The following is a 23,213-nucleotide window of genomic DNA, read 5'->3' as shown; positions in this document are numbered from 1 at the left end:
CGCACGTATCGCCGCACAGGGTAACGATTTCCACAGTAATTGATCGCAAAACCCGAAAATAAGAGCTAACGCGCCAGCGGTTTTTCAAATGTGACACGCAGATTCTTACTGTTAAAAACGATTTAGCATTTACATTGTCAATTATCAAATAAATATATTGGATTGTTACTTTTCTTAAAATCCTTCAAGAACATTAATAATTCACAATCATTTTTGAGGCCAAACTTATTCATAATCAATCTTTTATGTGAACTAGCTGTTTTTATGTTAATACTTAACTGCTTTGATATACTAAAAATATCACTACCTCGCAACAGAGATTTCGCAATTAAAATCTGTTGAGGTGTCAGAGTACGATATTTGCATTGTAAGCATTTGCTGCCAGTAGATATTACAGGGTTAGCTTTAACATCCTTCCATGCAATACTGATTTTTTCACTGACGCTATGCAATGACTCAGACCGTGAAATAAAGATAGTATCCTTAATGCACAGCGGCAATCCATTGTGGTGCGGGTTTTTTTTGTCATCGTAAATACCAATTATCAGACCTGGCCTTCTGCGAAATTTTAATGCAGGGTGACAGATAAATTGTGCGCCCGCATTAAACTCCTTTACGATTATGTCCGCTTGCAGAACATTTTGTTTTGTTAAGCTTTCAACTTCAATCGAAGAGTTTTCTACATGGTAGAATAAATTCTCAAGAAACAACTCAAAACCATTCCTATACAGTGTGTTTGAGTCCTCAATGACAATTTTTAACATGATCAGTCCTGGTGGTGTTATAAAGTTATATTTGTTGAAGATATGTCTGTAAGGGCCGTCACCATTGCAAGGGTAAATGCATACTCTCTTATTGGAATATTGGGTTCTTATTTCAGAATCAATTAAATTCTTAGTCCATATTTAAAATGGGCTGTTAACTATTAAAATTGTTTTATCAGCGAGTATCATGAGGCTAAAGCCTACAATTCCTACTGCTGTCATCATTATTTCCCAACCCCTGGGCATATCGCTCAACCCACGCAGTGGAATCTTCACCGCCGTGTGGGTTGAGTCCGATTATTGATAGGTAAAGTTCACCAACACACTGCTGGATACCCGTCCCGCGCCAACACTGCCGACGTCGGTATACAGGCGAGCCGCCAACGGGAAGGTTGCGGTCCTGGCCACGTCATCAACATCGACCGTCATGCTGTTGCCATTTGACAACACCGCGTTGTGGTCGGCATCTTTTGCCATTTGAATCGCCATATTAACTGCGGCGGTCGAGACCGGCTCAGTATTAGCGAACAACGAACCACCGGTACCCGTCGGTGTACCGGAAAACGTAACGGTACTTTGGCTGGTTCCAGCCGGACAATTTGTCAGATTGAGACTGAAGCTTTTCCAGTCTCCGGTATCGCCAGCATTCTGAAAATGAGTTCTTCCCAGCGTGCCAAGATCAACTTCCTGCCCCCCAGCCAGCATCGGGTTAACAGTACAGGATGCCGCAATAACCCTACCGGTGATTGTCACATCAGCAGCTTTTGCTGCTGTGCCCGGCAGGGCAGCGAGGGCGGGAAGTAGCATGTTGAGAAAAAACACACGTTTTAACATGAGCAGCTCTCCTGCCAGGTCATGGCAAATCAGTTGTAGGTGAAGTTCATCAGTACGACAGTATTGATATCCCCTACGCTACCATTCCCAGGCGTACTATAAGGACGCGCCTGCAGGTCGAAAGTGGCATTTTTGCTACCGTCCACATTCACTGTCATCGTGCTGTTTTTGCCTTTGTCGGCCACGGTGCCAGAGCGGTTTTGTACCTGCACAGACACGTTGGTTGCATAACCCGTACCGGTGGTGTTGGCATATTTGGCCGCATCAGATACATCTGCCGTGCCGTCAAATGTCGCGGTGACAGAAGAGGTTCCCAGCGGACAGTTGCTCAGGGTCACGTCAAACGTTTTCCAGCCACCAAAAGAGTTGGCGGGGTTCAGGGTTGCAGCAGTAACATCAGGCATTGTGACCGTGTAGGCACCGCTGTTGTTAATAGTACAGGCCGCCGCGATAACTTTACCGTTAATAGTAATGGTGGTATCAGCCGCATGCGCGGCCAGAGAACAGGAACCTACCACCAGAGCAGCAATCAGTCCTTTAGCAAACTTATTCATTTTAAAACTCCTTTATATAATTAACTGCCTGAAAGGCAAGGGTCACTTCTAATGAAATTAGTTATAAACAATGGTTGCATAGGCAATCGAATTAACAGCCCCTACTTCAACATTATCGGTTAAGGCATAATATCGGGCCGTCATCGGTACGGTAACGCTGCCATTAATCGTTCCCAGATTGAGAAAATTGCCCGGCGTTGTGGGTACCGGCGTATTATCTTTTAATATCTGCACTCCAACACTGGCCGCATTGGCATCGCCACTGAGATTACGGAATACCGCATTAGCGTCATCCGCAATATCACCGCTGAAAGCCAGGGCTATATTACTGGCAGATGAGCACGTCAATGGAATATAGAAGGCTTTATCTTTACTGGTATTTCCCAGAGCGGCCAACTGGGATGTATTAGTATCTTCAAGATTTACCGTAATTGCCGACTGAGTAATGGTGCATGCCGGTACCGTGGGTACAACAATAATAGGGGTCCCCAGATACAATTCAAACCACGGTACGTTATTAATTGAGGCACTCATAACGAGCTGTGGACCAAAAGTTCCTGGTTCTATTGGACCTGTTTTTATAAACTCTAGAGTTGCCGTCCCTCCGGCTACTCCTGGATCACCAACTGGCATTGCTGTTGTTAGCGGCCATGGGTTTTGCAATTTAGGGGCCCATCCATCAGTTATCCGCCCTCGATAGGCTATCCCCGGAATGGTCGTGGGATAAAGTCTCCCATCAGGCACCCCATCCCCCAAAAGGATAAATGTTCCCCATGCTGTATTATACGCAACGGGGCAATCACCGAGGGATGAAAACGGAGGCCAGGTCAAGTTGGCAGTTGCCACCACACTTCCTATTGCCAGCGTGGGGTTTAAATTAATTTGTGTAGGAGCACTCATGGTTTGACGAAAAGGTGTACAAGCCTCTGCCGACGTCACCACTGACATATTCACCACACCCGCCATCACTGCCGTCATGAACAGCCCTAATGCTTTTTTCTTTTTAAGAAAAGCGGTGATACAAATAAATTTCTTCATATTTATTCCTCATAATCAATGGCGACAGATCATCGGCACTGACCATTTAAATTTGCTATGCCGCTAATTGCTTTTGGCAGACTGTACAAGACGGTACAATGTTCATCGGTTCCAGCACCCCATTTCACGTTCAACTGGCCGTTTTGCGCCAGCCCAGTGAGATACGCCTGCCCTGCATCCCCCACAATAAAGCCCTCTGCACCCCGGGTGTCCTGGCTGGTCACAATGGCGCCGAAAGGTACTGGCTGGCCGTTTGTGCGGAGCAACGTCATCAGTACCCGGTAACCGACGCTGGTCTGATACGTTGCTTTCACCACGGCACCCCGCGTTGGTATAACGGTTTGAGTCGTGATGGCCACTTCTGTATCGTCACCGAAAGTCTGGGTATTGAGCGTGAGATCATTCTTACGATATGGGCTGGCATACGGCACCACGGCATAGCCACGGAAATCCGTCTTCACCCCAGTCTGGCCTTGTACGCTGACACCTTTTGCTTCCGGGGCAACCACCAGAGCCACGGTTTCACTCATTGGCTGGCCAAATGTCACGCCGTTCTCATGGGCGATAATCCCGCCCTGCGCACCGTAGTTCAGGCGCTGGCTGTTATGGTCATAGGTGTAGCCGCCATTGATTTCACCGTAGGTCGCACGCCAGTCGGTATTCACAGCCCCGTTGTTACCTTGCCCCTGTGAACCATAACCCTGCTGCACATTCCAGCTCAGGTTGTTGTCTTGCAGCGTAGTCCCGCCGACACTCACACTATTGTTGGTATTACCGTCCTTGCTGGTATTGAGCATGTAGTTGGCGTAGGTGGTTGAGGTCTTATCGCCAAACAGCTTGCTCAACGGAATACTCACATTAAAGGCAAAGAGCTGATCTTTATCGTAAATACGTCCACTTCTGTGCGAACCGGAACCGTAGTTCACCGTCGAATTAAGGTTATAGGTATAGCTCAGCCCATAACTGATACCGTTCCGGGAGTTGTTATAACTGGCGGTGTACGACTCCATACGTCGGTCAGTATTCCAGTAATCTTCTCGCGCCGCTGTCAGGCCGAGGTTGCCGCCACCTTCCCATAAATTCTGTGACACAGTGAGTTCGGCACGGTTTCTTCGGCGTTCCTGCAACTGATACGTGTTGCCATCAGTGTAGGTATCCAGCACTTCCTGCATGCCCCAATAGCCGTCCGTCGCATAGCGGTAGCCGGCAATGGCAAAGTTGGTGCCGGTCTGAACGAAGTTTTTGCTGTAACGTACGCGCCAGGACTGACCGTTCTCTTTATCCTGATTTTTTTGCTTCGCCCAGGACTGGGTAACATCTACAGACAACGCCCCTAATTCCCCGAGGTTTTTGCCCAGCCCCATCGCCAGTGACTGGTATTTACTGGCAAATTGCCCCCCGCCATAGACGGTGTATCCCCAAGGCAAGCCGTAAATCACAGTTCCTTCGCTCAGCGGAGTCTGATCCACGCTGTTGTCATAGGAGCGGTATACGCCGCTAGTGACGGCATATTTCAGGCGCCCTTCACGCTGCATGACTGGCAGGGAAGCATAAGGGATCACCAGTTGCTGCTCGCTGCCGTCAGATTCCTTGATCGTCACATACAGATCACCCGCACCGCCGGTGGGGTACATATCGGTAATCTCAAAGCTGCCCGGTGCCACATAGGTCTGGTAAATCATATAGCCGTTCTGGCGAACAGTGACCTGTGCATTGGTACGGGCAATCCCGCGTACCATCGGCGCATAGCCGCGCAGGCTCTCCGGCAACATGTCGTCGTCAGACGCCAGTTGAGCACCACGAAAAGAGATACTGTCAAACACGTCCGCCGCAGTGGAACTGTCCCCGACGGTGAACTGGCTTTTCAGGGCGATAATATCGCGCTGTGCGTAGGTATAAACCGTGTCCCAGTGATTCTCGGCTTTGCCATTGACACCGCCGTTGTCGGACCGACTCCAGGTGGTGTAGTTGCGCAGACGCCAGGCGCCGATATTGATACCGGGGCGCAGGTTGACGTATTGGCTGTTGCTATCGTTGCCCTGGCCACTCTTAGCGTAGTTATTAGCACCACTCACGCTGTAGTTCAGCAATACTGCCGGGATACCCTGATCCCAGAGCTTTGGGTCAACCCAACCACGGGCCGAGTTGCTGACAGCCGTTTGTGGCAAGCTCAACAACAATTGCAGGCGTTCAAAACGAAATTCACTATTCGCCTGGGGGATCGCGGTCAGATTGGCGCAGGTATTTCCCGGCGCGCCAAGCTCCGGGTATTTTTTAACTAACACTCCCCAATTCGCTAAATCATCAACCGGGATACAGGGTTGCAGTGCATCGCTACCCTTGGCGTCCCTGGCCATACGAAATTCAACGTTACGCGTTTCCATCTTTTCGTTGTTGAGAAACACATCAACACGATAGGTGCCAGGCATCTGACCCCCTTTATCTTCAAAAGATGAAAGGTCAATGGCTTTTTGCCCTGGTGCCCCCAGTTCCAACAGTGCGGGGTCAAAGTAATCTCGCGCCTGCGCAGTCATCATTGTCCCGGTAAGCAGCGCTACCTGAGCCGCCACAAAACAGGCTACCCGGCTTAAACGTGGCCATATGCGGCCTTTATTATTGTTCATCCTTAACACTCCATTTCCACGTAAGCCTTTGATTCTTTTCACTCATGAATACGCATGCTCAGTATTAATGTTCTGCTAGTGCCCTGTTGTATGCTCAGCACCGGTACCACCGTAGTCACTGATAAGCTTCCAGCTCACCGGCCCACTCACGTTAGCGGGTGCAGTAAAGGTGGCCTGGGCCATCGGCAGTACGTAAGTAATGTCTTTGATTTCACGCCCCCCCACTTTTACCTGCTGGAAATTCATCACGAATGGAGTCGGGTTATTAACGGTCAGGCGAGTACCACTCTGTGACCAGGTCAGTTTGTTGGTCACCTCCTCTGGTGTGCCTTTTAAACCCTCAGGGCGATACAGCAGTTTGATGCGGGTCTTAACCGCAATCTGTAGGGTATTGGTCCCTTCATTTTTGCTACCCGCCGGGATGGATTTGATGTTTAACCAGTAAAAAGACTCGCGATCTTCGGGCAAACTAGCGCCGGTACGAACAATACGTAACAGGTTTTGCTGATTCCCTTCCAGACGGAATAATGGCGGGGTCACAATAAAGGGGGCTTTCTCAGCGCCACCATTTTGGGTTTCCGCCCAGGACTGGATGAGATAGGGGTTGGTGTCAGTGTTAGTGACGTTCAGTGAAGCCTCCTTCTTTCCGCCGTTGTAAATCAGACGAGTGCCGCCGATGGTTACACCACCAACCTCAGCCGCCTGCGCCAGCGCACCGCTCAGTAATAAGGGAAGGCAGAGGGCTTTAAACCAGGTATTCATAACAATGCAATACTCCAAAGAAGGCGGGCCAACCAAAGTCGACCCGCGGAAATGCCTTCCCAATACGGGATAAGGATGAGAAGGCAGTTCTGATTAGTTGTAAATGATGGTGAAGTTACTGGTAGCGTTAGCTGGGCCTGCAGTCACTGTTGCAGCAGTTGCATAGTAACTAGCTTCGAAGTCCAGGTTATTGTCACCAACGGTCAGCGCGTAAGATGAAGAATCTGTCTTCATTGGCACGACAAGATTGTTCTTATCCTTCAACTGAATACCCACGCCAGTCGCCACACCAGTTTCCTGAGTCAAAGCCAGAAGTGTGTTAACGTTGCTGTCTGCTGTACCGTCAAATCTTACCTTTGCGGAAGTCATGGTAAGCGGGCAATTTTTCAGTGCAATGGTGAAATTGATCGCCGCTGCAGTAGAACCAGCTCCCTTGAATGCTTTGCTGGACACGGTACCCAGAGTTACTTTCAGCGGGCTAGACACGTCGTTGACGACAGTACATGCGTCATCGGTAATAGCACCAATAAAGTTGATTTTACCGTCATCAGCAAATGCAGCAGTAGACACAGAAGCAATGATAGATGCAGCAATAATTAATTTTTTCATGGAAATAATCCTTTGTTTAAATGAAATACAACTTATTATTCAGCGAAACGATCCATTCGCTTACTGAATGAGGTGAGCCAATTTCTTCATGAGTGTTAAACACGTTCTGAAGATACGCTCGTGAATTAAGTCAAAAACTTCCATGCTTATGAGCTTGTAATTTATAATTAATACAGCCCACACTTCATCCTCAGGAATATTACCTAAAATCTAATCCTATACTTTCAAGAGAAAAACATCTTATTGGCAATTCACATCAGAATAGAAGTCTTTGTAATATCTTCTGGAGTGTATTATCCACAGTGGTCTGAGTTGTTCAACATGCTTTGAGTTCAAATATGCATCAAAAGTCTTTTTTTACACTGAAGGTATTATTTTACCCCCTACCCATGCCTGCATTGTTATAATATACAAATCATAATGCCTCTTATATAATTATGCATATCGTTAATTATTGCCGACAAACAAGAAGGTATTTTACTCTTTAGAACTTCCTTATTAACTCTTGTCAGGCAAACATTTAGCGATGTGTAATAATTGGGTGGTTCACCACTCAATTAATGAGAGCATAAAAAGGGCACTATTCAATATATTGCATTTAGCAGAACGTTAAAACTTTTTTGGTAAAGAGTTGATTTTTATAAGCAATCCATTTCTAATATCTATATAGCCTCCCATTTTCAATGATGAAAGGGTTTTCATTATTCCGCTACGTGAAAGCAGGCTCCGCTCTTGAATATATTCCAGCGCGGTCGTAGTGGCCCTGACGTCAAAGTTTTCCATGCTCAACGAAGTCAAGAAATTACAAATCAACTCATAATTACTAATGCCGACCATTTCCCGCTGATATTCGCAAAACCTCGTTGCGGAAAGCATTAACATACGGCAAACGTTTTTCCACAGGTTTTTGGACTCTACATGGCAAAAAAATTCATCCACCGACAATATACCATACTCAACATCGCCTCTCGCCAACAGGTGCATATACGATTTCGCAAGAAAAATATCATGCAATCCGACAATACTGGGTGTTCTTATCGTTGATAACACCAGTGAGTCCTGGATTCTTTTAGCTACACATGTTCCGCTGTATAGCAGAAAACAGACTCTTTGATCATTCTGTTCGAGATAAAAACGTTGCCCAATACGCCCTTGCTTTATTTGAACCAAGGGTTTTATCGACGTTAAAATCTCTTCAACTGCAGCTAGCGCCGTTGTTCGCTCTGTCACTTTACTTAAGTCATACATACTATTTGCTCGAATGAACTATAGGATACCGTTATTGATATTAAAAATTAGCGCAGGGTGATAATACCAATAATACCGACCAGGTACGTTTGATGATAAACGGAAGTAAATCTATAAAATCATCAACCAATTAATACTTTCGATAAAATTAATAAACCTGTTAAAGGTTATTATGGTAACAAGATAGGTAACTTCGTCACCTTCGCTGATAAAGTAAAACATTACTCCTGATGCTACGCTCAGTGCCTCTACTTCCTAAGCATTATCATATAGTCACCACATACTCTCAAAGGCTTTGTGATTCATTTATGTCCTGAAAGTCCAAAAATGGACTAAATCTGTTATTCATCCACTGAACGGCGAGCCGCTAAAAAAATCACCCAATCTCCTTATCAGCCCGTGACTCAACGCTCAGGTGAAGTGTAGCGATGTGATGGCCGTCCATCACAACACTAAAACTGGCTTATCGTAGTTACCGATTTCACCTATAATTACCGTAATACGTGTTTTTTTAATGGTCGCTCATGAGCAACAGCAAAATATTCACCCAGACTAAACCCATTACACATATTCAAACATTACAGAATTCCCTGTTGAACGTTTTCAGCATACGCAAGAGCAAACCGGGACAACGCTTCCCGCTGATGGTAAACGATAAAAAAATGTGCTTCTCACTCGTCCAGGGTGAGTGTGAGTTTAAACGCAGTACGGACTCGCTACTGTTCGGCATATTAAGAGCTCCGCTGATAATTGGTATCAGTGACCAGGTGATTGACCATGAAAACATTCTCATTCAAGCCATCACCCCCGTCGAGTATATGCATCTGCCTCTGGACGATTTCTTGTCACATATTGATACCTACAGCCTGTGGAAACCGCTCACTCATACATTGATGTATATGAGTGCTCGCTCCCATGACTATACGCAGTTGAATACAGCACTTTCAAGCTATGAGCTTATATGCAACTGCCTGCGCGCATTGATTGATGAAGATTTTGAAAGACGGGCCACGGTGCCAGCGGTTCAATACATCATGGAGAGAACACAGTTGTCCCGCAGTGGGGTTTTGAAAACTCTGTCAGAGCTTAACGCAGGTGGATATATAGTTATCAAAAGAGGGTTATTAATTAAAATCAATAAATTACCCAGTAAATATTGAAAAGTTCTTTTTAATTATAGGCTCCAATCTATAAATACGAGTATAGAAATCTATACTCGTGACCTTGTAAATAGACCCGCTTTAGTTCCATACACTTTTTGAGACCCCGGCCAATTCATGTTGAAGTCGGTATTTCTCTGGTGTCAGATTGTTCAGTGATTCATGCGTACGTTCACAGTTATATTCTGACAGCCACCGCTCCGTGATTTCCCGTACTTCATTCAGTGTCCTGAACAGATAAAAATCGAGTATTTCTGTACGGTACGTACGATTAAAGCGTTCAATGAATGCATTCTGAGTTGGCAGATTCAGATCTATTTCGATCGACAACGCCTCACGATTAAAGGTTGGTTTTAAAGCTTTTTTCCGATGACATCTTTCAGTGAACGACATTCCAGACTCAGGTCAGCAAACATCTGCTTAAGACGTCGATTTTCATCCTCAAGGTATTTTATCTTTTTAATATCAGATGCTTCCATGACACCGTGTAAGCATCCCTGCAAAACGCACCATTCTCTTTTCGAGATCTTCTGGCATGTGGATTGAGCTACCCTGGAAGCGAACTTCCGTTCATAACATCACTACAGTCGCTAAAATACAAAACACCCGATGAAGTTCATCGGGTGTTGTAAGGCTGAAAAGTGTCAACCTATATCAGGACTGGTCACAGGATAACCCTCACGCGTTATTGCGCACCAATTCGCAGCAACCCTTTAATCGCTTGTTCCAAATAGCTACGTGGGCAACCTAAGTTGATGCGAATAAAACCTGACCCACCCGGACCAAATCCACAACCCATGGAAGGCGCGATTCCGGCGATATCAGTCATGACATGTTTTAATTGTTCATCGTCTAACCCCAGCGCCCGGCAATCTATCCAAACTAAATATGTGCCTTGCGCGGGAACAATCCGCAGCCAGGGTAAATAACTTTCTACCTCGGAAACAAACCAGTCACGGTTCGCGGCCAGATAAGCCAGTAATTCATCCAGCCATTGTTCTGCCCCGTTATATGCCGCAGTTGCCGCCTCCATTGACAGCGCATTAAATACATCCAGGCCATGGGCATTTAAACGATCAACAAATTGTCCTTTTAAACCTGAGTCAGGAATCAAGAAGTTTGAAATCCGCAGCGATGAAAGGCCAAAGGTTTTACTGGCTGATGTTGCGGCAATCACTCTTGAATGCCAGCGAGCGTCAAGATGCAGCACCGATGTAAACGTCGAGCCAGGTAACAGTAAATCCGCCCAAATCTCGTCTGAAAGCACCATGACATCGTACTTTTCGCACAATGCCAAAAGCTGGGTTAGCTCTTCTTTACTCCAGCAGCGCCCTGTCGGGTTGTGTGGATTACACAATATAAACAGCGGCGGGCGATATTCACTAAACAACATTTCCAGTTGCACGAGATCCATCACGTATCCGGCATCTGAATCTTCTTGCAGCGGGTTTTCGAGCAGTTTGCGCTGATTGAGCTGGGTTATTTTTGCAAATGAGCCGTAATACGGCCCCTGAACAACGACGTTATCACCCGCCTGACTGAGCATCTGCACTAGCAGCGAAAGCCCAGGCACCACGCCCTCAATACTGCAAATCCATTCCGGGCGAATCACCAGTTGATGGCGGCGTTCAAACCAGTTTGTTAGCGCGGTGAAGTATTTTTCGTCACGCTCGCTGTAACCAAACACACCGTGCTCAACACGTTTGTGAAGGGCTTCCAGTACGTTTGGTGGACATGCGAAATCGTAATCAGAAACCCACATCGGGAGTAAATTTTCAGTGTCCATGTTCTGATATCTGTCGATGAAATCCCATTTTACCGAGCCGGTTGCATGGCGGTTAATTACCTGGTCAAAGTTTGTTTTCATCGTGCGACTCCCTGCTCAGAACTCTCTACTGGCGCGGTTGCCAAGACCGGTGCTTTTGCGATTCCAAATCCGGTAAAACCGTAAATCAGCGCAAAGAAAATGGCGGAGTAGCACTGAACAGCCCACGGTAAAAAATCCAGAGTGCTCACGCCAAGCGTGGATGCCATATAGACACCAGCCGCTGTCCACGGAATCAGTGGTTCAATAACGGTGCCGGCATCCTCGATGGTACGGGACAAGTTTTTGGTATCTAACCCCATGCGGCGATAAGCATCTTGATAAAGCTCAGCAGGAACCAACAGCGCCAGTTTGCCATCGCTCGTTGCCGCTGTAACCAGAATCGTCGTGCCGATAGTGGCCGCGATCAGTTGCCCTACACTATGAATCACCGTCAATAAGCGGTTGATAATAATGGTGAGTGCGCCCGTGAGCGTGAGCGCTCCGGCAAAAGAGAAGGCACAGAAAACCAGCAAGATTGTGCTCATCATCGAGAACAAGCCACCGCGATTAAGCAGACGTGGAACATCCGCGATAATCCCCTCACTCCCTTGTGGGAACATGCTGATGTTAAAGCCGTCCATAAACGCATCCAGCCCTTGCTTCAGGCTTAAACCCTGCAACAAAATGCCCAAAATAATGGCTAAGACGCAGGCAATCAGCATCAATGGGATCACTGGCTTTTTGCTGATAGCCCCCCAAAGCACAATAATCGGCGGCAAAATCAGGACGATATTGAAATTATAGAGGCCATCTAACGCGCTGATGATATCTGTTACACGCTGCGGAGTGGCAACTTCACCCATCATGCTGCTGTGTCCTGCCACCAGGTAAACAATCGTGGCCAGAATGAAACTCGGGATGGTGGTGTACATCAAATGCTGGATATGCTCGAACAGCGTCGTATCCGCAACAATCGCTGCAAAGTTGGTTGAGTCTGAAAGTGGGGATATTTTATCTCCGAAGTAAGCACCAGAAACCACGGCACCTGCGGCAGCAGCCAGCGGAACATCAAGCCCTGCAGCAACACCCATCAGCGCCACCCCTACCGTTCCGGCCGATCCCCATGACGTTCCGGTACACACTGAAACCACGCTTGTCAGGAAAAACGCCGCAATCAGAATGTATTGGGGACTTATCAGCTTAAGCCCCCAATACACCATATAAGGAATGGTGCCACTGAACATCCAGGTGCTGATAAGCCCACCGACGCAAATCAAAATCATAATGACGGGCATCGCTTTAGCCAGTTTTGCCACGATGGACGTGATCACATCGTCCCAGCTGTATCCCTGCCACCAGGCAAGACCTGCGGCAATGGCCGCAGAACAAAGCAGCAGCGGTTCAATGCGTAAGCCCATCACGCCGTAGCCGACGATAAGCAAACCCAGCATCATGACGATGGGAAGCAAAGCCAGTCCAAAAGAGAGCGTTTTTTTATCGCTGTGTCGTTCATTCGCTTTCATGATTGTGTTCCAGGTATTGTTGGTACGCTCAGAATAGGGGGAACAGTGCGAGGCAAATGTGACGGGCGGGATGCTGCCATGTAACCGCATACATGGCATATGTAATTACGACATACATCACAAAAATGCCGTTGACGGCCTGATTTCACTTCCGATTCTTAATCACTGAATCTCGTTCGATAAGTTCGGCATCAAAGCGTAATGAGCGCGGCGGCGGCGTATGTTGCTGATACAACTGAATAGCGAGCAGTGCTGCACGCCGGGCCATCCGTTCAATGGGATAGTGCATGGTGGTTAACGCCGGGAACAGGTAACGCGCAAGAACGACATCATCAAACCCCACCAGCGACAATTGCTCAGGGAGCTTAATCCCACGCTGATGAAGGGCGCGCATCATACCGGCCGCCATCACATCATTGAAGGTAAATGCCGCAGTAAAAGGAATACCACTGTCGAGCAACTTTCGCGCGGCGCTTTCCCCGCCTTCTTCGTTAAACGGCACGCTAATAACCCAGCTTTTCTCAGGCGTAATTCCATATTCAGCCAGTGCTGAACGATAACCGTCCAGTCGCTGCCGGCGATCATCAATCGGTAAATCGGAGGTAATACAGGCAATGCAACGATGACCATTTTCCAACAAATGCCGCGTCGCTTTGTACGCAGCACTTTGGTTATCGAGCCATACGCAGCGTGGCGCTATCGAAGGAATGTAGCGGTTAACAATAATCATGGCCGGAGTATGAGCGCTGTAGCGAATCAAATCTTGATCGGGCAAACGGGTGGCGTGAACAACAATGGCTTCGCATCCCTGGTTAATCAAAAAGTCCAGGCCAGACTTTTCAAGTTCTGCCTGATGCCCGCCACTGCACACCATCAAGCGAAAACCCTGATGTCGGGCAATTTCTTCAACACCTCTGGCAAGCCTTGCAAAGAATGGGTCGGCAAGATTGCCGGTTAGCAACCCCAGCATGTTGCCGCTGCGTTTGGCGAGAGCCAACGCCGCAGCATTGCGCCGATAGTTCAGCTCACGCATCGCTTTTTCCACACGTTCCTGCGTAACAGGTTCAACGTATGAAGTTTGATTAATTACTCGGGATACCGTCGCCGTTGACACACCCGCCAACTGCGCCACCTCTTTCATTGTCGCCATAAATTCACTATATCGAGAAAAGGAACATTTATTCTTCGTGAACAACAACCCAAAACCAGCACGAGCATACCATTAAACTGGTCTACCTTTATCTGATGTACCAGGGCAGAACGTGGGCGAGTTCGCTGAATTTTCCTTTTAATGGATGATGAAAAAATGACTGATGCAAACCTTACCCCGCGCACTTTTGCAATGCCTGAAATCCCTGGCGTCACCGTGCCGCATGGTGGTCTGCATTTTCTGCAACCTGAGCTGCTATTGGATTTTATCAGCGTATGCAAAGAGCCTCTGGCCTCTGTCACACCGGTTGCCGTGCTCTACTCCACGGTTGGCGTGCGCCAGCGCATCGATCTGCGAAAAATCCCTGTCGCCATCAAAGGGCGAATTGTCTATCCCGTCAGTTCTCTGAGCATGCCAAGTTTGCGCGCAAGGCTCATTATCAATGGGCCATTTAAGAAGCTGAAATTTCAAGGGACATTGATAGCAGCGACCGGAGAGCCTTCGGTGCAAAATATGACTCTCCTTGGCCTGGCGCTGGAATTCACGACCGTTTAACTCAAAAACACCTGGCTATTGTCTGCCACAAATAACGCGTTCTATGGTACAAAGTACCAGCCATTTATTTACCATTTTCAGGGACGCGCATGCCTGTTTCCATCGACATTATCTCCTGTATCACTGACCGTTTTGTGGAACTGACCGCCACAGAAAAACGTATTGCGCAGTTCATTCTTGATGACGTGCAATCCGCCGCAACCTTGCCCATTGCAGAGATGGCAAGACTTACCGAGACCAGCCAGGCGTCGATTACTCGCTTTGCGCGCGCGATTGGCTGTAAGGATGTGCGTGAACTGAAGGTGAAACTGGCCCAGTCCCTGGCGGTTGGGCAGCGCTTTATTCTGGATGTGCCAGACCTCGAAGGCGTGCAGGGGATTTATGAAACTATCATTAATGTGCTGGATATTAACCGTCGCGCACTCAATCCTGAGTCGCTGAAAAAAGCAGTGGAATGGTTGAGTAATTCCCGGCAGATCCTCGCCATAGGCATGGGCGGTGGGTCAACGATTTGCGCCCAGGAAGTCCAGTTTCGCTTGTTTCGATTAGGCCTGCCCGTGGTCAGCCAGAGCGATGGGTTGCTGGTGAGAATGATGTGTTCTGCCGTGGTCCCAGGCGACGCCGTGCTGGCGCTTTCACTGGGGGGTTATACGCCTGAAATTATTGAAAGCGCGGCGATTGCCCGCCAGTACGGGGCAAAGGTTATCGCCATCACGCCCGCTGAAACACCGCTGGCGCAAACGGCCGATATCGTGCTGCCGCTGATTGTGCGGGAAAACGACTACATCTTTAAGCCGAGCACCTCGCGCTACGCGATGTTAGCGATGGTTGATGTGCTGGCGACTGAGCTGGCGATGGCGAATAAAAGCCAGGCAAAAGACCGCCTGCGTCGTATCAAGCTGGCACTTGATAGCCACCGGGGTGGCGCTGACAGGCAACCTTTAGGTGATTAAGTTACAGCATAAACGCCGCCATAAATCGTTTCGCCTGAACGCGTGTGGTTTCAACACTTTGCCCGGCGCGGTATAAATCTCCGCCCAGCCCTGCCCCCGCGCAACCGGCCTGTAAATATTCCCCAATATTTTCTGGCGTCACGCCGCCAACCGCCAGCACCGGCACGGTTGGGGGCAACACGGCTTTTAACGCCGAAATATAAGCAGGGCCAAATGCCGATGACGGGAATATTTTCAGGCACTGAGCGCCCGCGTCCAGCGCGCTAAACGCTTCACTTGCCGTGGCGCAACCTGCGCACACCAGCATTCCGGCATCGACTGCCCGGCGTATCACCGTCGGGTTGGTATTCGGCGTAACCACCAGTTTGGCTCCCGCTTGCGCCAGGAAATCGACCTGCTCCACATTCAGCACCGTTCCCGCGCCGATACAGGCTTGTTCGCCATAAAGGCTGACCATTTGCGGAATGCTCTGTTGCCAGTCGGGTGAGTTAAGCGGGATTTCGATATAGCGGAACCCTTCCTCAATCAGCGCGCCGACGTGGGCGCTGGTTTCATGCGGGTGAATGCCCCGTAGAATGGCGACCAAAAGTTTAGCGTCTTGCATCTAAAATGCTCCTTATGCCTTGCTGGAATGCAGCATCGCCTGCAATTTCATCAGCGGTGATCCCGGCTTGCGCCAGCACCTGGTGATAGCGGCGACACAGCGATTCGTTGCCGACCAACGTGACATGTTTAACGGCGAGTTCATGGCTCATCGCGGCGACTTCCGCGCCGATCAGCAAACCCGAAAGCCATTCACTCACGCACTCTGGCGGCAAATCGCCCAGGACGCGCGACGCGCGGGCCTCGAATAAACGGCTCACCAGCGATGGCGAATCCAGCCCGCATTGCAGGCCAGAATTAAACGCAGCGTCATTATCATGCTGTTCTGGCAGGCCTTTGCCGATAAGCGAATGATTCATCAGCAGATGATGTAATTCCCCGGTCATCGCCGTGGTAAAACCGCTCACTGAACCTTCGTGAATCTGCACCCATTTGCTGTGCGTGCCAGGCATCACGTAACAATCAGCGGGAGCGAGTTGCATCGCACCCAGCAGCTGCGTTTCTTCGCCGCGCATCACGTTTTGCTCGGTTTTCAGCCCTGGCACAATCCATACGTTTTCAGCCACTTCGCAAAGCTGCGCGCTGAGTTGATACAGTGAAACCGGGCAAGCCAGATAGGGCACGGGCTGCCAGCCCGCATCGCTGCCAATCATTCCTGCCATAATCACAGGAATATCCTGCGCACCGCGCCACGGCTGAATGTACTTTTCAAACACCTGGCGCGGCGTTTGCTCGGTTAACCGGCTCACACCTAGCGGCTGTTGCAGGCTGTCCACGCATTGCCCATCGCGATACAACCAGGCGCGCAAATGCGTGGAGCCCCAATCAATAGCGATATAACCGGCATTCATCGTGCGTTCCCCGTTGCACGTTTGCCCAATGGTACGGGTACGGCTTCCGGCTGGTTTTCACGTTCGCGGGTGATCATTTCCAGCGCTTCTTCGCGGCTCATTTTGCTGGCTGGTGTCACCAGCGTGACCGCCACGGACAACACCAGGCTTGCCAACACGGAAGGCACGCACGGGTTGCCCCAGAAACTCATCCAGCTTTCGTTTGCCAGCAAAATCATGGAGGTACCTGCCCCGCCAATCAGTGCTGCCAGCGCCCCCTGCCAGTTAAAGCGCGTCCAGAAACGCCCCAGAATCGAGCAGATGAACATCCCGGACATAATCATTGAGATCATTTTGGTGATGTAACTGATGATGTCGTTGGACGTCAGGGCGAACAGCAGCGCCAGGGCAATCACCAGCACCAGGAAGATGCGTGACATACGGATTGCTTTGTCTGGTGCAGGCATATGCCCGGTGATGAGGGTGTACAAATCGCGCAGCATAATAGAAACCGCGGCGATGGCGTCGGAACTGCCAGACGACATGTTCGCTGACATACCGGCAATCAGCACCAGCATCGCAAGGAATGGCGGTAGCACTTGTGTAGCAAACAGGAAAGCAAAGCCACTGTTATCCAGCCCTGGGTTCATGGTGTACGCCGCCATACCAATAATAGCGGGCAGGAAGGAGAAGCCGAGGTATAAAAGACCGGTAATAACAAAGGATTTGCGCACAGTTGCCACGGATTTTGCCGAGTAAATACGTTGGCGATATGAAGGGGTAGCCAGCACGCCGACGCCAATCACCATAGCCAGCGAGAACGCCGGTAAAATACCTAACTTATCAACGGCAAACAGACTTTGTGCTGCCGGGTCAACGGCCTGCTGAATATGGCTCCAGCCGCCAACATGGTGCACCGCCAGAACAGCCATCAGGATAAAGCCAATAAATAGAATTAATGACTGAACGGTGTCAATCCACACCACAGCGGAATATCCACCAATGCCGACATACACAATAAAAGCCGCAGCAATAATAATTTTCGCGGTATTAATATCAATACCACTCGCCCATGCCAGATATAAACCGCCACCTAAAATATGCGCACCGAGCCAGCCAATGGACGCAATAAAAATTAATATTGCCACCACATTTTTAATAATTTTACTGCCACCGGTATAATAAGATATTTCTTCGCTCATGGTCATAAAGCGCATTTTACGCACCGGCGCAAATAACCAGGCCACCAGCAAAATACCCACTGCGCCACCAAGGCCATATAGCATACCCGCCCAACCGTTGGTGTAGCCAAAACCCACCGCACCCACGCTTGAACCGGTGCCTACCATGGTGCCAACGGTTGAGCCGAGGGTTAAAATCAATGGCATTGAACGGCCACCTAATAAAAAGTCGTCACCATTTTTTTGGTGACGGGAGACATACCAGCCGAGAGTAATCATCGCGCAGGCATATATCGCAAACCAAATCAGAAAAGACATATTATTCATGGCTCACTTCCAGGTTAATAATAAAGATGAAATTAGCCGCCTGAAAAAAGACACAGGAAACCCGTTGGCATGTTTCTGAGAACATGCCGCGTTATTTTTAATTTAGTTTTTTAGATGCGGAATTATCGCCCTCATCCTAACCCGCTCCTGGGGAGAGGGTCGGGGTGAGAGTGGCCTTAACGATCCGCCCGATAACAGGTCAAATCCACTTCCACTTTGCAGTCCACTACCAAATCCGCCACGCAACACACACGTGCTGGCGGATGATCAGAAAAGAATTCAGCGAACACTTTGTTAAATGACTGGAAATAACGCGCATCGGTGAGGAAAACTTTTACGTGCACCACATCGGCGAGGGTGTAACCCGCGTCCTGCATGATGTCTACACAGTTCTGAATCGCCAGACGCGACTGCTCGATAATCCCGCCCTCGACAACCTCGCCATCTTTCATCGGCGTCTGGCCGGAAACATACAGCCACCCGCCCGCCTCTACGGCTTTCGCAAAAGGCAGTTTCTGCCCGCCCGTCCCGGTACTGCCGCCGACGCCATAACGTTTAATGCTCATTGTTGCTCCTTAATTGTTTACCGACGTAAAAAACGCCCGGCACGCCCAATCACTTTCTTATCCCGACCATAGCTCATGACACCGTTAACCATCACGGCTTCAATACCTGCTGCTGGCTGCTGTGGATGGCTAAAGCTCGCCACATCGCGCACGGTATCAGGATCAAACATCACTAAATCAGCATAATAGCCGCATTTTACCAGGCCGCGCTCGGCAAGCTGGAAACGTGCCGCGGACATGCCCGTCATCTTATGCACCGCCACCGTCAATGGGAATAATTTCTCGTCACGGCTGTAATGGCCGAGCACGCGAGGGAATGCGCCCCACAGGCGCGGATGCGGCATCGGATCGTTTGGCAATCCATCAGAACCGACCATCGTCACCGGGTAACTCAACACGCGTCGCACGTCCTGCTCGTCCATGTTGTAGTAAATCGCCCCGGCGGGCATCAGCCGTTTCCCTGCCTCAACCAGCGTCATCTCCCAGCTTTCCGCGATTTGCTTAAGCGACTGTCCGGCGACTTCGGGATGCGGTTCCGACCAGGTAATGATGATGTCGAAATCTTCGGTAATTTGTTTCAAATCCAGCGTTGATGAGCTGGCGGAATACGGGTAACAATCACAGGAAACATCCTGCTGCTGGCGAACTTTATCGAATAATTTGAGCGTTTCGACTGTGCGCCCCCAGTTCTTCGCCCCGGCACATTTATGGTGCGAAACCACCACCGGCACTTTCCCGTGGCGGCCAATGCGGAACGCCTCGTCGAGCGCCTCGAGAATCGGTTCAAACTCAGAGCGCAAGTGAGTGGTGTAAATCCCATTGCCCGCGGCCAGTTCTTCCGCCAGCGCCATCACTTCTTCAGTAGTGGAATGGAATGCGCTGGCGTAGGCAAGGCCGGTGCTCAATCCCAGCCCGCCTTGTTGCAAGGCCAGACGGAGCTGTTCTCGCATCGCGCTAATTTCTTCACGCGTGGCTTCGCGGAACAAATCGTCCATATGGTTATTGCGCAGTGCGGTGTGACCAATCAGCGTGCCGACGTTAACAGCGGGTTTCGCCTGCTCCACCGCCTCGGCGTAGGCGGCAACCGTGGGGTATATAAATTGTGCCGCGTCACCGAGTAAGTTCATCGGGTCCGGCACACTGCCTTTCATGGTCGCCGTCGCCGCGCTGATTCCGCAGTTGCCGACAATCACCGTGGTGATGCCCTGGCTGATCTTCGGCAAGTACTCCGGCATACGAATCACGTTGATGTCATCGTGAGTGTGGACGTCGATAAAACCGGGAGCCAACACGCGGCCTGTGCCGTCGATTTCATGATGCGCCGATTCGCTAATCGACGGCGCTATTTGTGCAATCCTTTCGCCCTGCACCGCCACATCAGCGCGATATTGCGCGCCCCCGCTGCCGTCGATGACCGTGACATTTCTAAACAAATAGTCGAACTTCATGGCTTCCTGACCCCCGTTGTGTTCTGGATTAAAGTTAACCATTTACAAGCGTAAAAAACAGTGGAAGACTACGCAAAATGCATATGAATTTATGATACTTTTATTCAACACAAACACACCATCAAGTTAATTAATAAATTTATCAACAACTTAAAATTGATACCAAGTCTGAAAGAAAAGTTAACCCTTAAGGAATAATGTTATGAAATACCAGAAAAGTAACATCGTCCCACACAAATCTGCCACGCTATTTTCCCCGGCGAACATCCTTAATGAAGACGTTTGCCTGCCCGCTGCGATTGTCAAAAAAACGGCTCTTGAGAACAATATTCAGTGGATGCAGCGTTACGCTGATACCCGCGGCGTTTCCCTGGCCCCGCACGGCAAAACCACCATGACGCCGTGGATTTTCCAGCAACAGCAGCAAGCGGGAGCCTGGGCGATTGGCGTGGGTAGCGCCTGGCAAGCGAGCATTGCAATGGTCAGCGGAATCAAGCGCGTATTGATGGTTAACCAACTGGTTGGCAAAGCGAATATGCAGTTGGTTTCGCAGCTCAAAGCACACTATCCCGACGTCGATTATCTGTGTTGTGTTGATAGCATTGAGAACGCAAAAACTCTTTCCGCCTTCTTTGCCGCACAAAACCAACGGCTCGATATTTTGCTGGAACTGGGCGTGCCCGGTGGGCGCTGCGGTTGCCGCACGGCGGAACAAGCGCTGGCGTTAGCCGAAGAAATCTCAGCCCTTCCGGCGCTACGTTTACGCGGTCTGGAGCTGTACGAAGGCGTGCTGCATGGCGAAAACCCACAGCCAAAAGTCGAAGCACTGCTGCGCGAAGCCGCAGCGCTCGCCTGCAAACTCGAGCACTATGTCGACGGGGAATTTATCCTCACCGGCGCGGGTTCCGTCTGGTATGACGTGGTCTGCAATGTCTGGCTGGAAGCGGATAAACCAGCGAACTGCCGTGTGGTAATTCGCCCTGGCTGTTACATCACGCACGATGCCGGAATTTACCAGCAAGCGCAGGACGAGCTAATGGCGCGCGATAGGGTCGCCTGCGATTTAGGTGGGGATTTAACCTCTGCGCTGGAACTGGTCGCCATGGTGCAATCGGTGCCGGAGAGCGACCGCGCGATTGTGAATTTCGGCAAGCGCGACAGCGCCTTTGATGCGGGATTACCGCAACCCATCGCCCATTATCGTGCCGGTAAAACGTTGGAAAATACGGCTGAAACTATCGAAACCACCGGAATTATGGACCAGCACGCGATGCTGAAACTCAAACCGGGTGCCGATGTAAAGGTGGGGGATATTCTGGTCTTCAGCACCTCGCATCCGTGTCTGACATTCGACAAATGGAAAGCGCTGTATCTGGTGGATGATGGCTATCAGGTTCTGGAAACCTTAGAAACGGCGTTCTGACCCGCCAGAACAAAGGTCGGATGGCGCCAGCTTATCCGACCTACAATGCCATTGGTTTTGTAGGTCGGATTAGCGCCAATAACTCAGCTATCAATCCCTTCGCACAGCAAATCAATCACTAACAACGCGCCGTAGCGCGTGTCTTTAAGCGGCAGATGAATATCTTCGCGATGGATAAACGCACCCACTTCCTGGCCGATAATCACTAACTCAGCCCCCAGCCGACGCGCCTGATGCGACGCCGCAATCAGCGAGTTTTCTGGCGCACTTCCGGCGAAAATAACCAACACCTGCCCTTTCCCCAGCATCGAAGCAGTGATACTCATCATCGCTCCATCCTGGCAAATATTGGCCGGATAACCCTGAGTTAGCAGACGATATTGCAACAGGCTGGCAAAGGGCGTATCGGCCGCGCTGGCGCTAAAAATATGCACCGCCTTCGCCTGTTTTAACCGTGCAATCGCCTGATTCATTGCCGAGGGCAGCAGTTCGCACAACTGGGAATTTAACGCATGTTGCACATTGCCCAGTTTTTCGCGCCACGGAGCTGGCATATCGCCCGCAGAAACCGGCGTGCTGGCCTGCGCCAGTTTCATGCGCAAATCACGAATATCGTCGCAGCCAGCGGCGCGGGCAAAGCGGGTGATAGTAGCTGGGCTGACGCCTGCCGCCGTCGCGAGTTGATCGATGGTTGCAGAAGCCGCAAACGAGACATCTTCAAGAATGGTCTGCGCGACGCGCGATTCCTGCTGGCTGAAGTCATTCAGGCGATGGCGGATCTGGCCAAGAATATCGCTGCTACTTTCGCGCCCGATGGAGTGCGAAAAACGCTCAAGTATTTCGCTACCCACTCCGGCATTTTTAGCCAGCGCTTGCAGAGTGCTGGGATCCATCCAGGCCGCATCACCCAGCATCGGCGCGGCTGGCGTTTGCTGGCTGCTCTCCTGCTGTTGGTGGCGCACCTGGCCGATAAAATCATTGATATCGTCACAGCCAATGCTCCGGGCGAAGTGCTGCAATGTTGCTGGGCTGACACCCGCTTTGGCCGCCAGCTCTTCCATCGTCGCGTCTGGGATCTGCGCGAAATTGTCGAGGAAAAAGCGCGCAAGGCGTGATTCTTGCGCGGGCAGACCCGATAACCCATGCACCAGTTGGTAAACAATATCCATAACAGGAGGTGTCCTAATGTCGGCATTTTCTGCTCGTTAAAGGCATCATAAATTATTGAAATTATTTTTCAATCCATCCAGCCAG

General features: G+C 49.8%; 21 protein-coding genes and 2 pseudogenes. 5 read left to right on the top strand and 18 right to left on the bottom strand.

Annotated features, from left to right (window positions below; genetic code table 11):
- Positions 1–137 precede the first annotated feature (137 nt).
- The 8 genes from M2371_RS06760 to M2371_RS06725 form a co-directional block, all read right to left on the bottom strand.
- Positions 138–764: a LuxR C-terminal-related transcriptional regulator gene (locus tag M2371_RS06760; RefSeq protein ID WP_259267309.1), complete on the bottom strand. Its 627-nt coding sequence runs from the start codon at positions 762–764 to the stop codon at positions 138–140.
- A gap of 297 nt (positions 765–1,061) precedes the next feature.
- Positions 1,062–1,598 (bottom strand): fimbrial protein, encoded by a 537-nt coding sequence (locus M2371_RS06755; protein WP_259267308.1) that lies wholly within the window; start codon positions 1,596–1,598, stop codon positions 1,062–1,064.
- A gap of 29 nt (positions 1,599–1,627) precedes the next feature.
- Entirely contained in the window at positions 1,628–2,152 is a 525-nt protein-coding gene (locus M2371_RS06750; protein WP_259267307.1) for a fimbrial protein, read from the bottom strand.
- 57 nt (positions 2,153–2,209) lie between these two features.
- Positions 2,210–3,190, bottom strand: a complete 981-nt coding sequence (locus tag M2371_RS06745) for a fimbrial protein (protein WP_259267306.1) — start codon at positions 3,188–3,190, stop codon at positions 2,210–2,212.
- A 29-nt stretch (positions 3,191–3,219) separates the two neighbouring features.
- Positions 3,220–5,814 (bottom strand): fimbria/pilus outer membrane usher protein, encoded by a 2,595-nt coding sequence (locus tag M2371_RS06740; protein WP_259267305.1) that lies wholly within the window; start codon positions 5,812–5,814, stop codon positions 3,220–3,222.
- A gap of 75 nt (positions 5,815–5,889) precedes the next feature.
- The gene (locus tag M2371_RS06735; protein ID WP_172895261.1) at positions 5,890–6,576 is read right to left on the bottom strand and encodes a molecular chaperone; all 687 of its coding nucleotides are present in this window, start codon (positions 6,574–6,576) and stop codon (positions 5,890–5,892) included.
- Between the two features lie 93 nt (positions 6,577–6,669).
- Entirely contained in the window at positions 6,670–7,185 is a 516-nt protein-coding gene (locus M2371_RS06730; protein ID WP_172895262.1) for a fimbrial protein, read from the bottom strand.
- Between the two features lie 609 nt (positions 7,186–7,794).
- Complete coding sequence (locus tag M2371_RS06725) at positions 7,795–8,433, bottom strand: helix-turn-helix domain-containing protein (protein WP_259267304.1); 639 nt, start codon at positions 8,431–8,433, stop codon at positions 7,795–7,797.
- Between the two features lie 524 nt (positions 8,434–8,957).
- Here M2371_RS06725 and M2371_RS06720 point away from each other — a divergent pair.
- Positions 8,958–9,593, top strand: a complete 636-nt coding sequence (locus M2371_RS06720) for a helix-turn-helix domain-containing protein (protein WP_172895264.1) — start codon at positions 8,958–8,960, stop codon at positions 9,591–9,593.
- A gap of 81 nt (positions 9,594–9,674) precedes the next feature.
- On the opposite strand, the pseudogene M2371_RS21625 reads toward M2371_RS06720, so the two are convergent.
- From M2371_RS21625 to M2371_RS06700, 4 genes and pseudogenes are all read right to left on the bottom strand, one after another.
- A pseudogene (locus M2371_RS21625) lies at positions 9,675–10,081 on the bottom strand (transposase); the annotation flags it as partial.
- Positions 10,082–10,278: 197 nt separating this feature from the next.
- Complete coding sequence (locus M2371_RS06710) at positions 10,279–11,460, bottom strand: MalY/PatB family protein (protein ID WP_172895265.1); 1,182 nt, start codon at positions 11,458–11,460, stop codon at positions 10,279–10,281.
- Positions 11,457–12,923, bottom strand: a complete 1,467-nt coding sequence (gene nhaC / locus M2371_RS06705; protein WP_172895266.1) for a Na+/H+ antiporter NhaC — start codon at positions 12,921–12,923, stop codon at positions 11,457–11,459. The genes M2371_RS06710 and nhaC overlap by 4 nt, the downstream gene beginning before the upstream one ends.
- 145 nt (positions 12,924–13,068) lie before the next feature.
- On the bottom strand, positions 13,069–14,073 hold the full coding sequence (locus M2371_RS06700) for a LacI family DNA-binding transcriptional regulator (protein ID WP_259267303.1): 1,005 nt from the start codon (positions 14,071–14,073) through the stop codon (positions 13,069–13,071).
- Positions 14,074–14,229: 156 nt separating this feature from the next.
- Between M2371_RS06700 and M2371_RS06695 the strand changes: the two genes are divergently transcribed.
- The gene (locus M2371_RS06695) at positions 14,230–14,628 is read left to right on the top strand and encodes a dTDP-glucose pyrophosphorylase (RefSeq protein ID WP_259267302.1); all 399 of its coding nucleotides are present in this window, start codon (positions 14,230–14,232) and stop codon (positions 14,626–14,628) included.
- Between the two features lie 89 nt (positions 14,629–14,717).
- The gene (locus M2371_RS06690; protein ID WP_172895268.1) at positions 14,718–15,581 is read left to right on the top strand and encodes a MurR/RpiR family transcriptional regulator; all 864 of its coding nucleotides are present in this window, start codon (positions 14,718–14,720) and stop codon (positions 15,579–15,581) included.
- A gap of 1 nt (position 15,582) precedes the next feature.
- Here M2371_RS06690 and M2371_RS06685 read toward each other — a convergent pair whose 3' ends face one another.
- The 5 genes from M2371_RS06685 to M2371_RS06665 form a co-directional block, all read right to left on the bottom strand.
- On the bottom strand, positions 15,583–16,185 hold the full coding sequence (locus M2371_RS06685; protein WP_034493919.1) for a 2-dehydro-3-deoxy-6-phosphogalactonate aldolase: 603 nt from the start codon (positions 16,183–16,185) through the stop codon (positions 15,583–15,585).
- On the bottom strand, positions 16,172–17,035 hold the full coding sequence (locus M2371_RS06680) for a 2-dehydro-3-deoxygalactonokinase (RefSeq protein ID WP_259267301.1): 864 nt from the start codon (positions 17,033–17,035) through the stop codon (positions 16,172–16,174). Before M2371_RS06680 ends, M2371_RS06685 begins: the two co-directional genes overlap by 14 nt.
- Positions 17,032–18,522 carry a sodium:solute symporter family protein gene (locus tag M2371_RS06675; RefSeq protein WP_259267300.1) on the bottom strand — a complete coding sequence of 497 codons (1,491 nt, stop codon included), beginning with the start codon at positions 18,520–18,522 and terminating at the stop codon, positions 17,032–17,034. The genes M2371_RS06680 and M2371_RS06675 overlap by 4 nt, the downstream gene beginning before the upstream one ends.
- A 176-nt stretch (positions 18,523–18,698) precedes the next feature.
- Positions 18,699–19,088 (bottom strand): RidA family protein, encoded by a 390-nt coding sequence (locus tag M2371_RS06670; protein ID WP_034493914.1) that lies wholly within the window; start codon positions 19,086–19,088, stop codon positions 18,699–18,701.
- 17 nt (positions 19,089–19,105) lie between these two features.
- Positions 19,106–20,536 (bottom strand): amidohydrolase family protein, encoded by a 1,431-nt coding sequence (locus M2371_RS06665; protein ID WP_259267299.1) that lies wholly within the window; start codon positions 20,534–20,536, stop codon positions 19,106–19,108.
- 31 nt (positions 20,537–20,567) lie between these two features.
- Here M2371_RS06665 and M2371_RS06660 point away from each other — a divergent pair.
- Positions 20,568–20,666 (top strand): annotated as a pseudogene (locus tag M2371_RS06660) (hypothetical protein); the annotation flags it as partial.
- Positions 20,667–20,738: 72 nt separating this feature from the next.
- Complete coding sequence (locus tag M2371_RS06655) at positions 20,739–21,959, top strand: amino acid deaminase (protein WP_259267298.1); 1,221 nt, start codon at positions 20,739–20,741, stop codon at positions 21,957–21,959.
- An 83-nt stretch (positions 21,960–22,042) separates the two neighbouring features.
- Here M2371_RS06655 and M2371_RS06650 read toward each other — a convergent pair whose 3' ends face one another.
- Positions 22,043–23,128 carry a MurR/RpiR family transcriptional regulator gene (locus M2371_RS06650; protein WP_259267297.1) on the bottom strand — a complete coding sequence of 362 codons (1,086 nt, stop codon included), beginning with the start codon at positions 23,126–23,128 and terminating at the stop codon, positions 22,043–22,045.
- Positions 23,129–23,213 lie beyond the last annotated feature (85 nt).

Origin of the sequence: Buttiauxella sp. BIGb0471, from assembly GCF_024807715.1 — a bacterium.
Lineage (GTDB): Bacteria > Pseudomonadota > Gammaproteobacteria > Enterobacterales > Enterobacteriaceae > Buttiauxella > Buttiauxella agrestis.
This window is presented reverse-complemented; position numbering and strand designations above follow the sequence as displayed.

Coding starts and splice junctions, on each gene's coding strand:
- M2371_RS06760 (WP_259267309.1), bottom strand. CDS start 764: ATGTTAAAAATTGTCATTGAGGACTCAAACACACTGTATAGGAATGGT.
- M2371_RS06755 (WP_259267308.1), bottom strand. CDS start 1,598: ATGTTAAAACGTGTGTTTTTTCTCAACATGCTACTTCCCGCCCTCGCT.
- M2371_RS06750 (WP_259267307.1), bottom strand. CDS start 2,152: ATGAATAAGTTTGCTAAAGGACTGATTGCTGCTCTGGTGGTAGGTTCC.
- M2371_RS06745 (WP_259267306.1), bottom strand. CDS start 3,190: ATGAAGAAATTTATTTGTATCACCGCTTTTCTTAAAAAGAAAAAAGCA.
- M2371_RS06740 (WP_259267305.1), bottom strand. CDS start 5,814: ATGAACAATAATAAAGGCCGCATATGGCCACGTTTAAGCCGGGTAGCC.
- M2371_RS06735 (WP_172895261.1), bottom strand. CDS start 6,576: ATGAATACCTGGTTTAAAGCCCTCTGCCTTCCCTTATTACTGAGCGGT.
- M2371_RS06730 (WP_172895262.1), bottom strand. CDS start 7,185: ATGAAAAAATTAATTATTGCTGCATCTATCATTGCTTCTGTGTCTACT.
- M2371_RS06725 (WP_259267304.1), bottom strand. CDS start 8,433: ATGTATGACTTAAGTAAAGTGACAGAGCGAACAACGGCGCTAGCTGCA.
- M2371_RS06720 (WP_172895264.1), top strand. CDS start 8,958: ATGAGCAACAGCAAAATATTCACCCAGACTAAACCCATTACACATATT.
- M2371_RS06710 (WP_172895265.1), bottom strand. CDS start 11,460: ATGAAAACAAACTTTGACCAGGTAATTAACCGCCATGCAACCGGCTCG.
- nhaC (WP_172895266.1), bottom strand. CDS start 12,923: ATGAAAGCGAATGAACGACACAGCGATAAAAAAACGCTCTCTTTTGGA.
- M2371_RS06700 (WP_259267303.1), bottom strand. CDS start 14,073: ATGGCGACAATGAAAGAGGTGGCGCAGTTGGCGGGTGTGTCAACGGCG.
- M2371_RS06695 (WP_259267302.1), top strand. CDS start 14,230: ATGACTGATGCAAACCTTACCCCGCGCACTTTTGCAATGCCTGAAATC.
- M2371_RS06690 (WP_172895268.1), top strand. CDS start 14,718: ATGCCTGTTTCCATCGACATTATCTCCTGTATCACTGACCGTTTTGTG.
- M2371_RS06685 (WP_034493919.1), bottom strand. CDS start 16,185: ATGCAAGACGCTAAACTTTTGGTCGCCATTCTACGGGGCATTCACCCG.
- M2371_RS06680 (WP_259267301.1), bottom strand. CDS start 17,035: ATGAATGCCGGTTATATCGCTATTGATTGGGGCTCCACGCATTTGCGC.
- M2371_RS06675 (WP_259267300.1), bottom strand. CDS start 18,522: ATGAATAATATGTCTTTTCTGATTTGGTTTGCGATATATGCCTGCGCG.
- M2371_RS06670 (WP_034493914.1), bottom strand. CDS start 19,088: ATGAGCATTAAACGTTATGGCGTCGGCGGCAGTACCGGGACGGGCGGG.
- M2371_RS06665 (WP_259267299.1), bottom strand. CDS start 20,536: ATGAAGTTCGACTATTTGTTTAGAAATGTCACGGTCATCGACGGCAGC.
- M2371_RS06655 (WP_259267298.1), top strand. CDS start 20,739: ATGAAATACCAGAAAAGTAACATCGTCCCACACAAATCTGCCACGCTA.
- M2371_RS06650 (WP_259267297.1), bottom strand. CDS start 23,128: ATGGATATTGTTTACCAACTGGTGCATGGGTTATCGGGTCTGCCCGCG.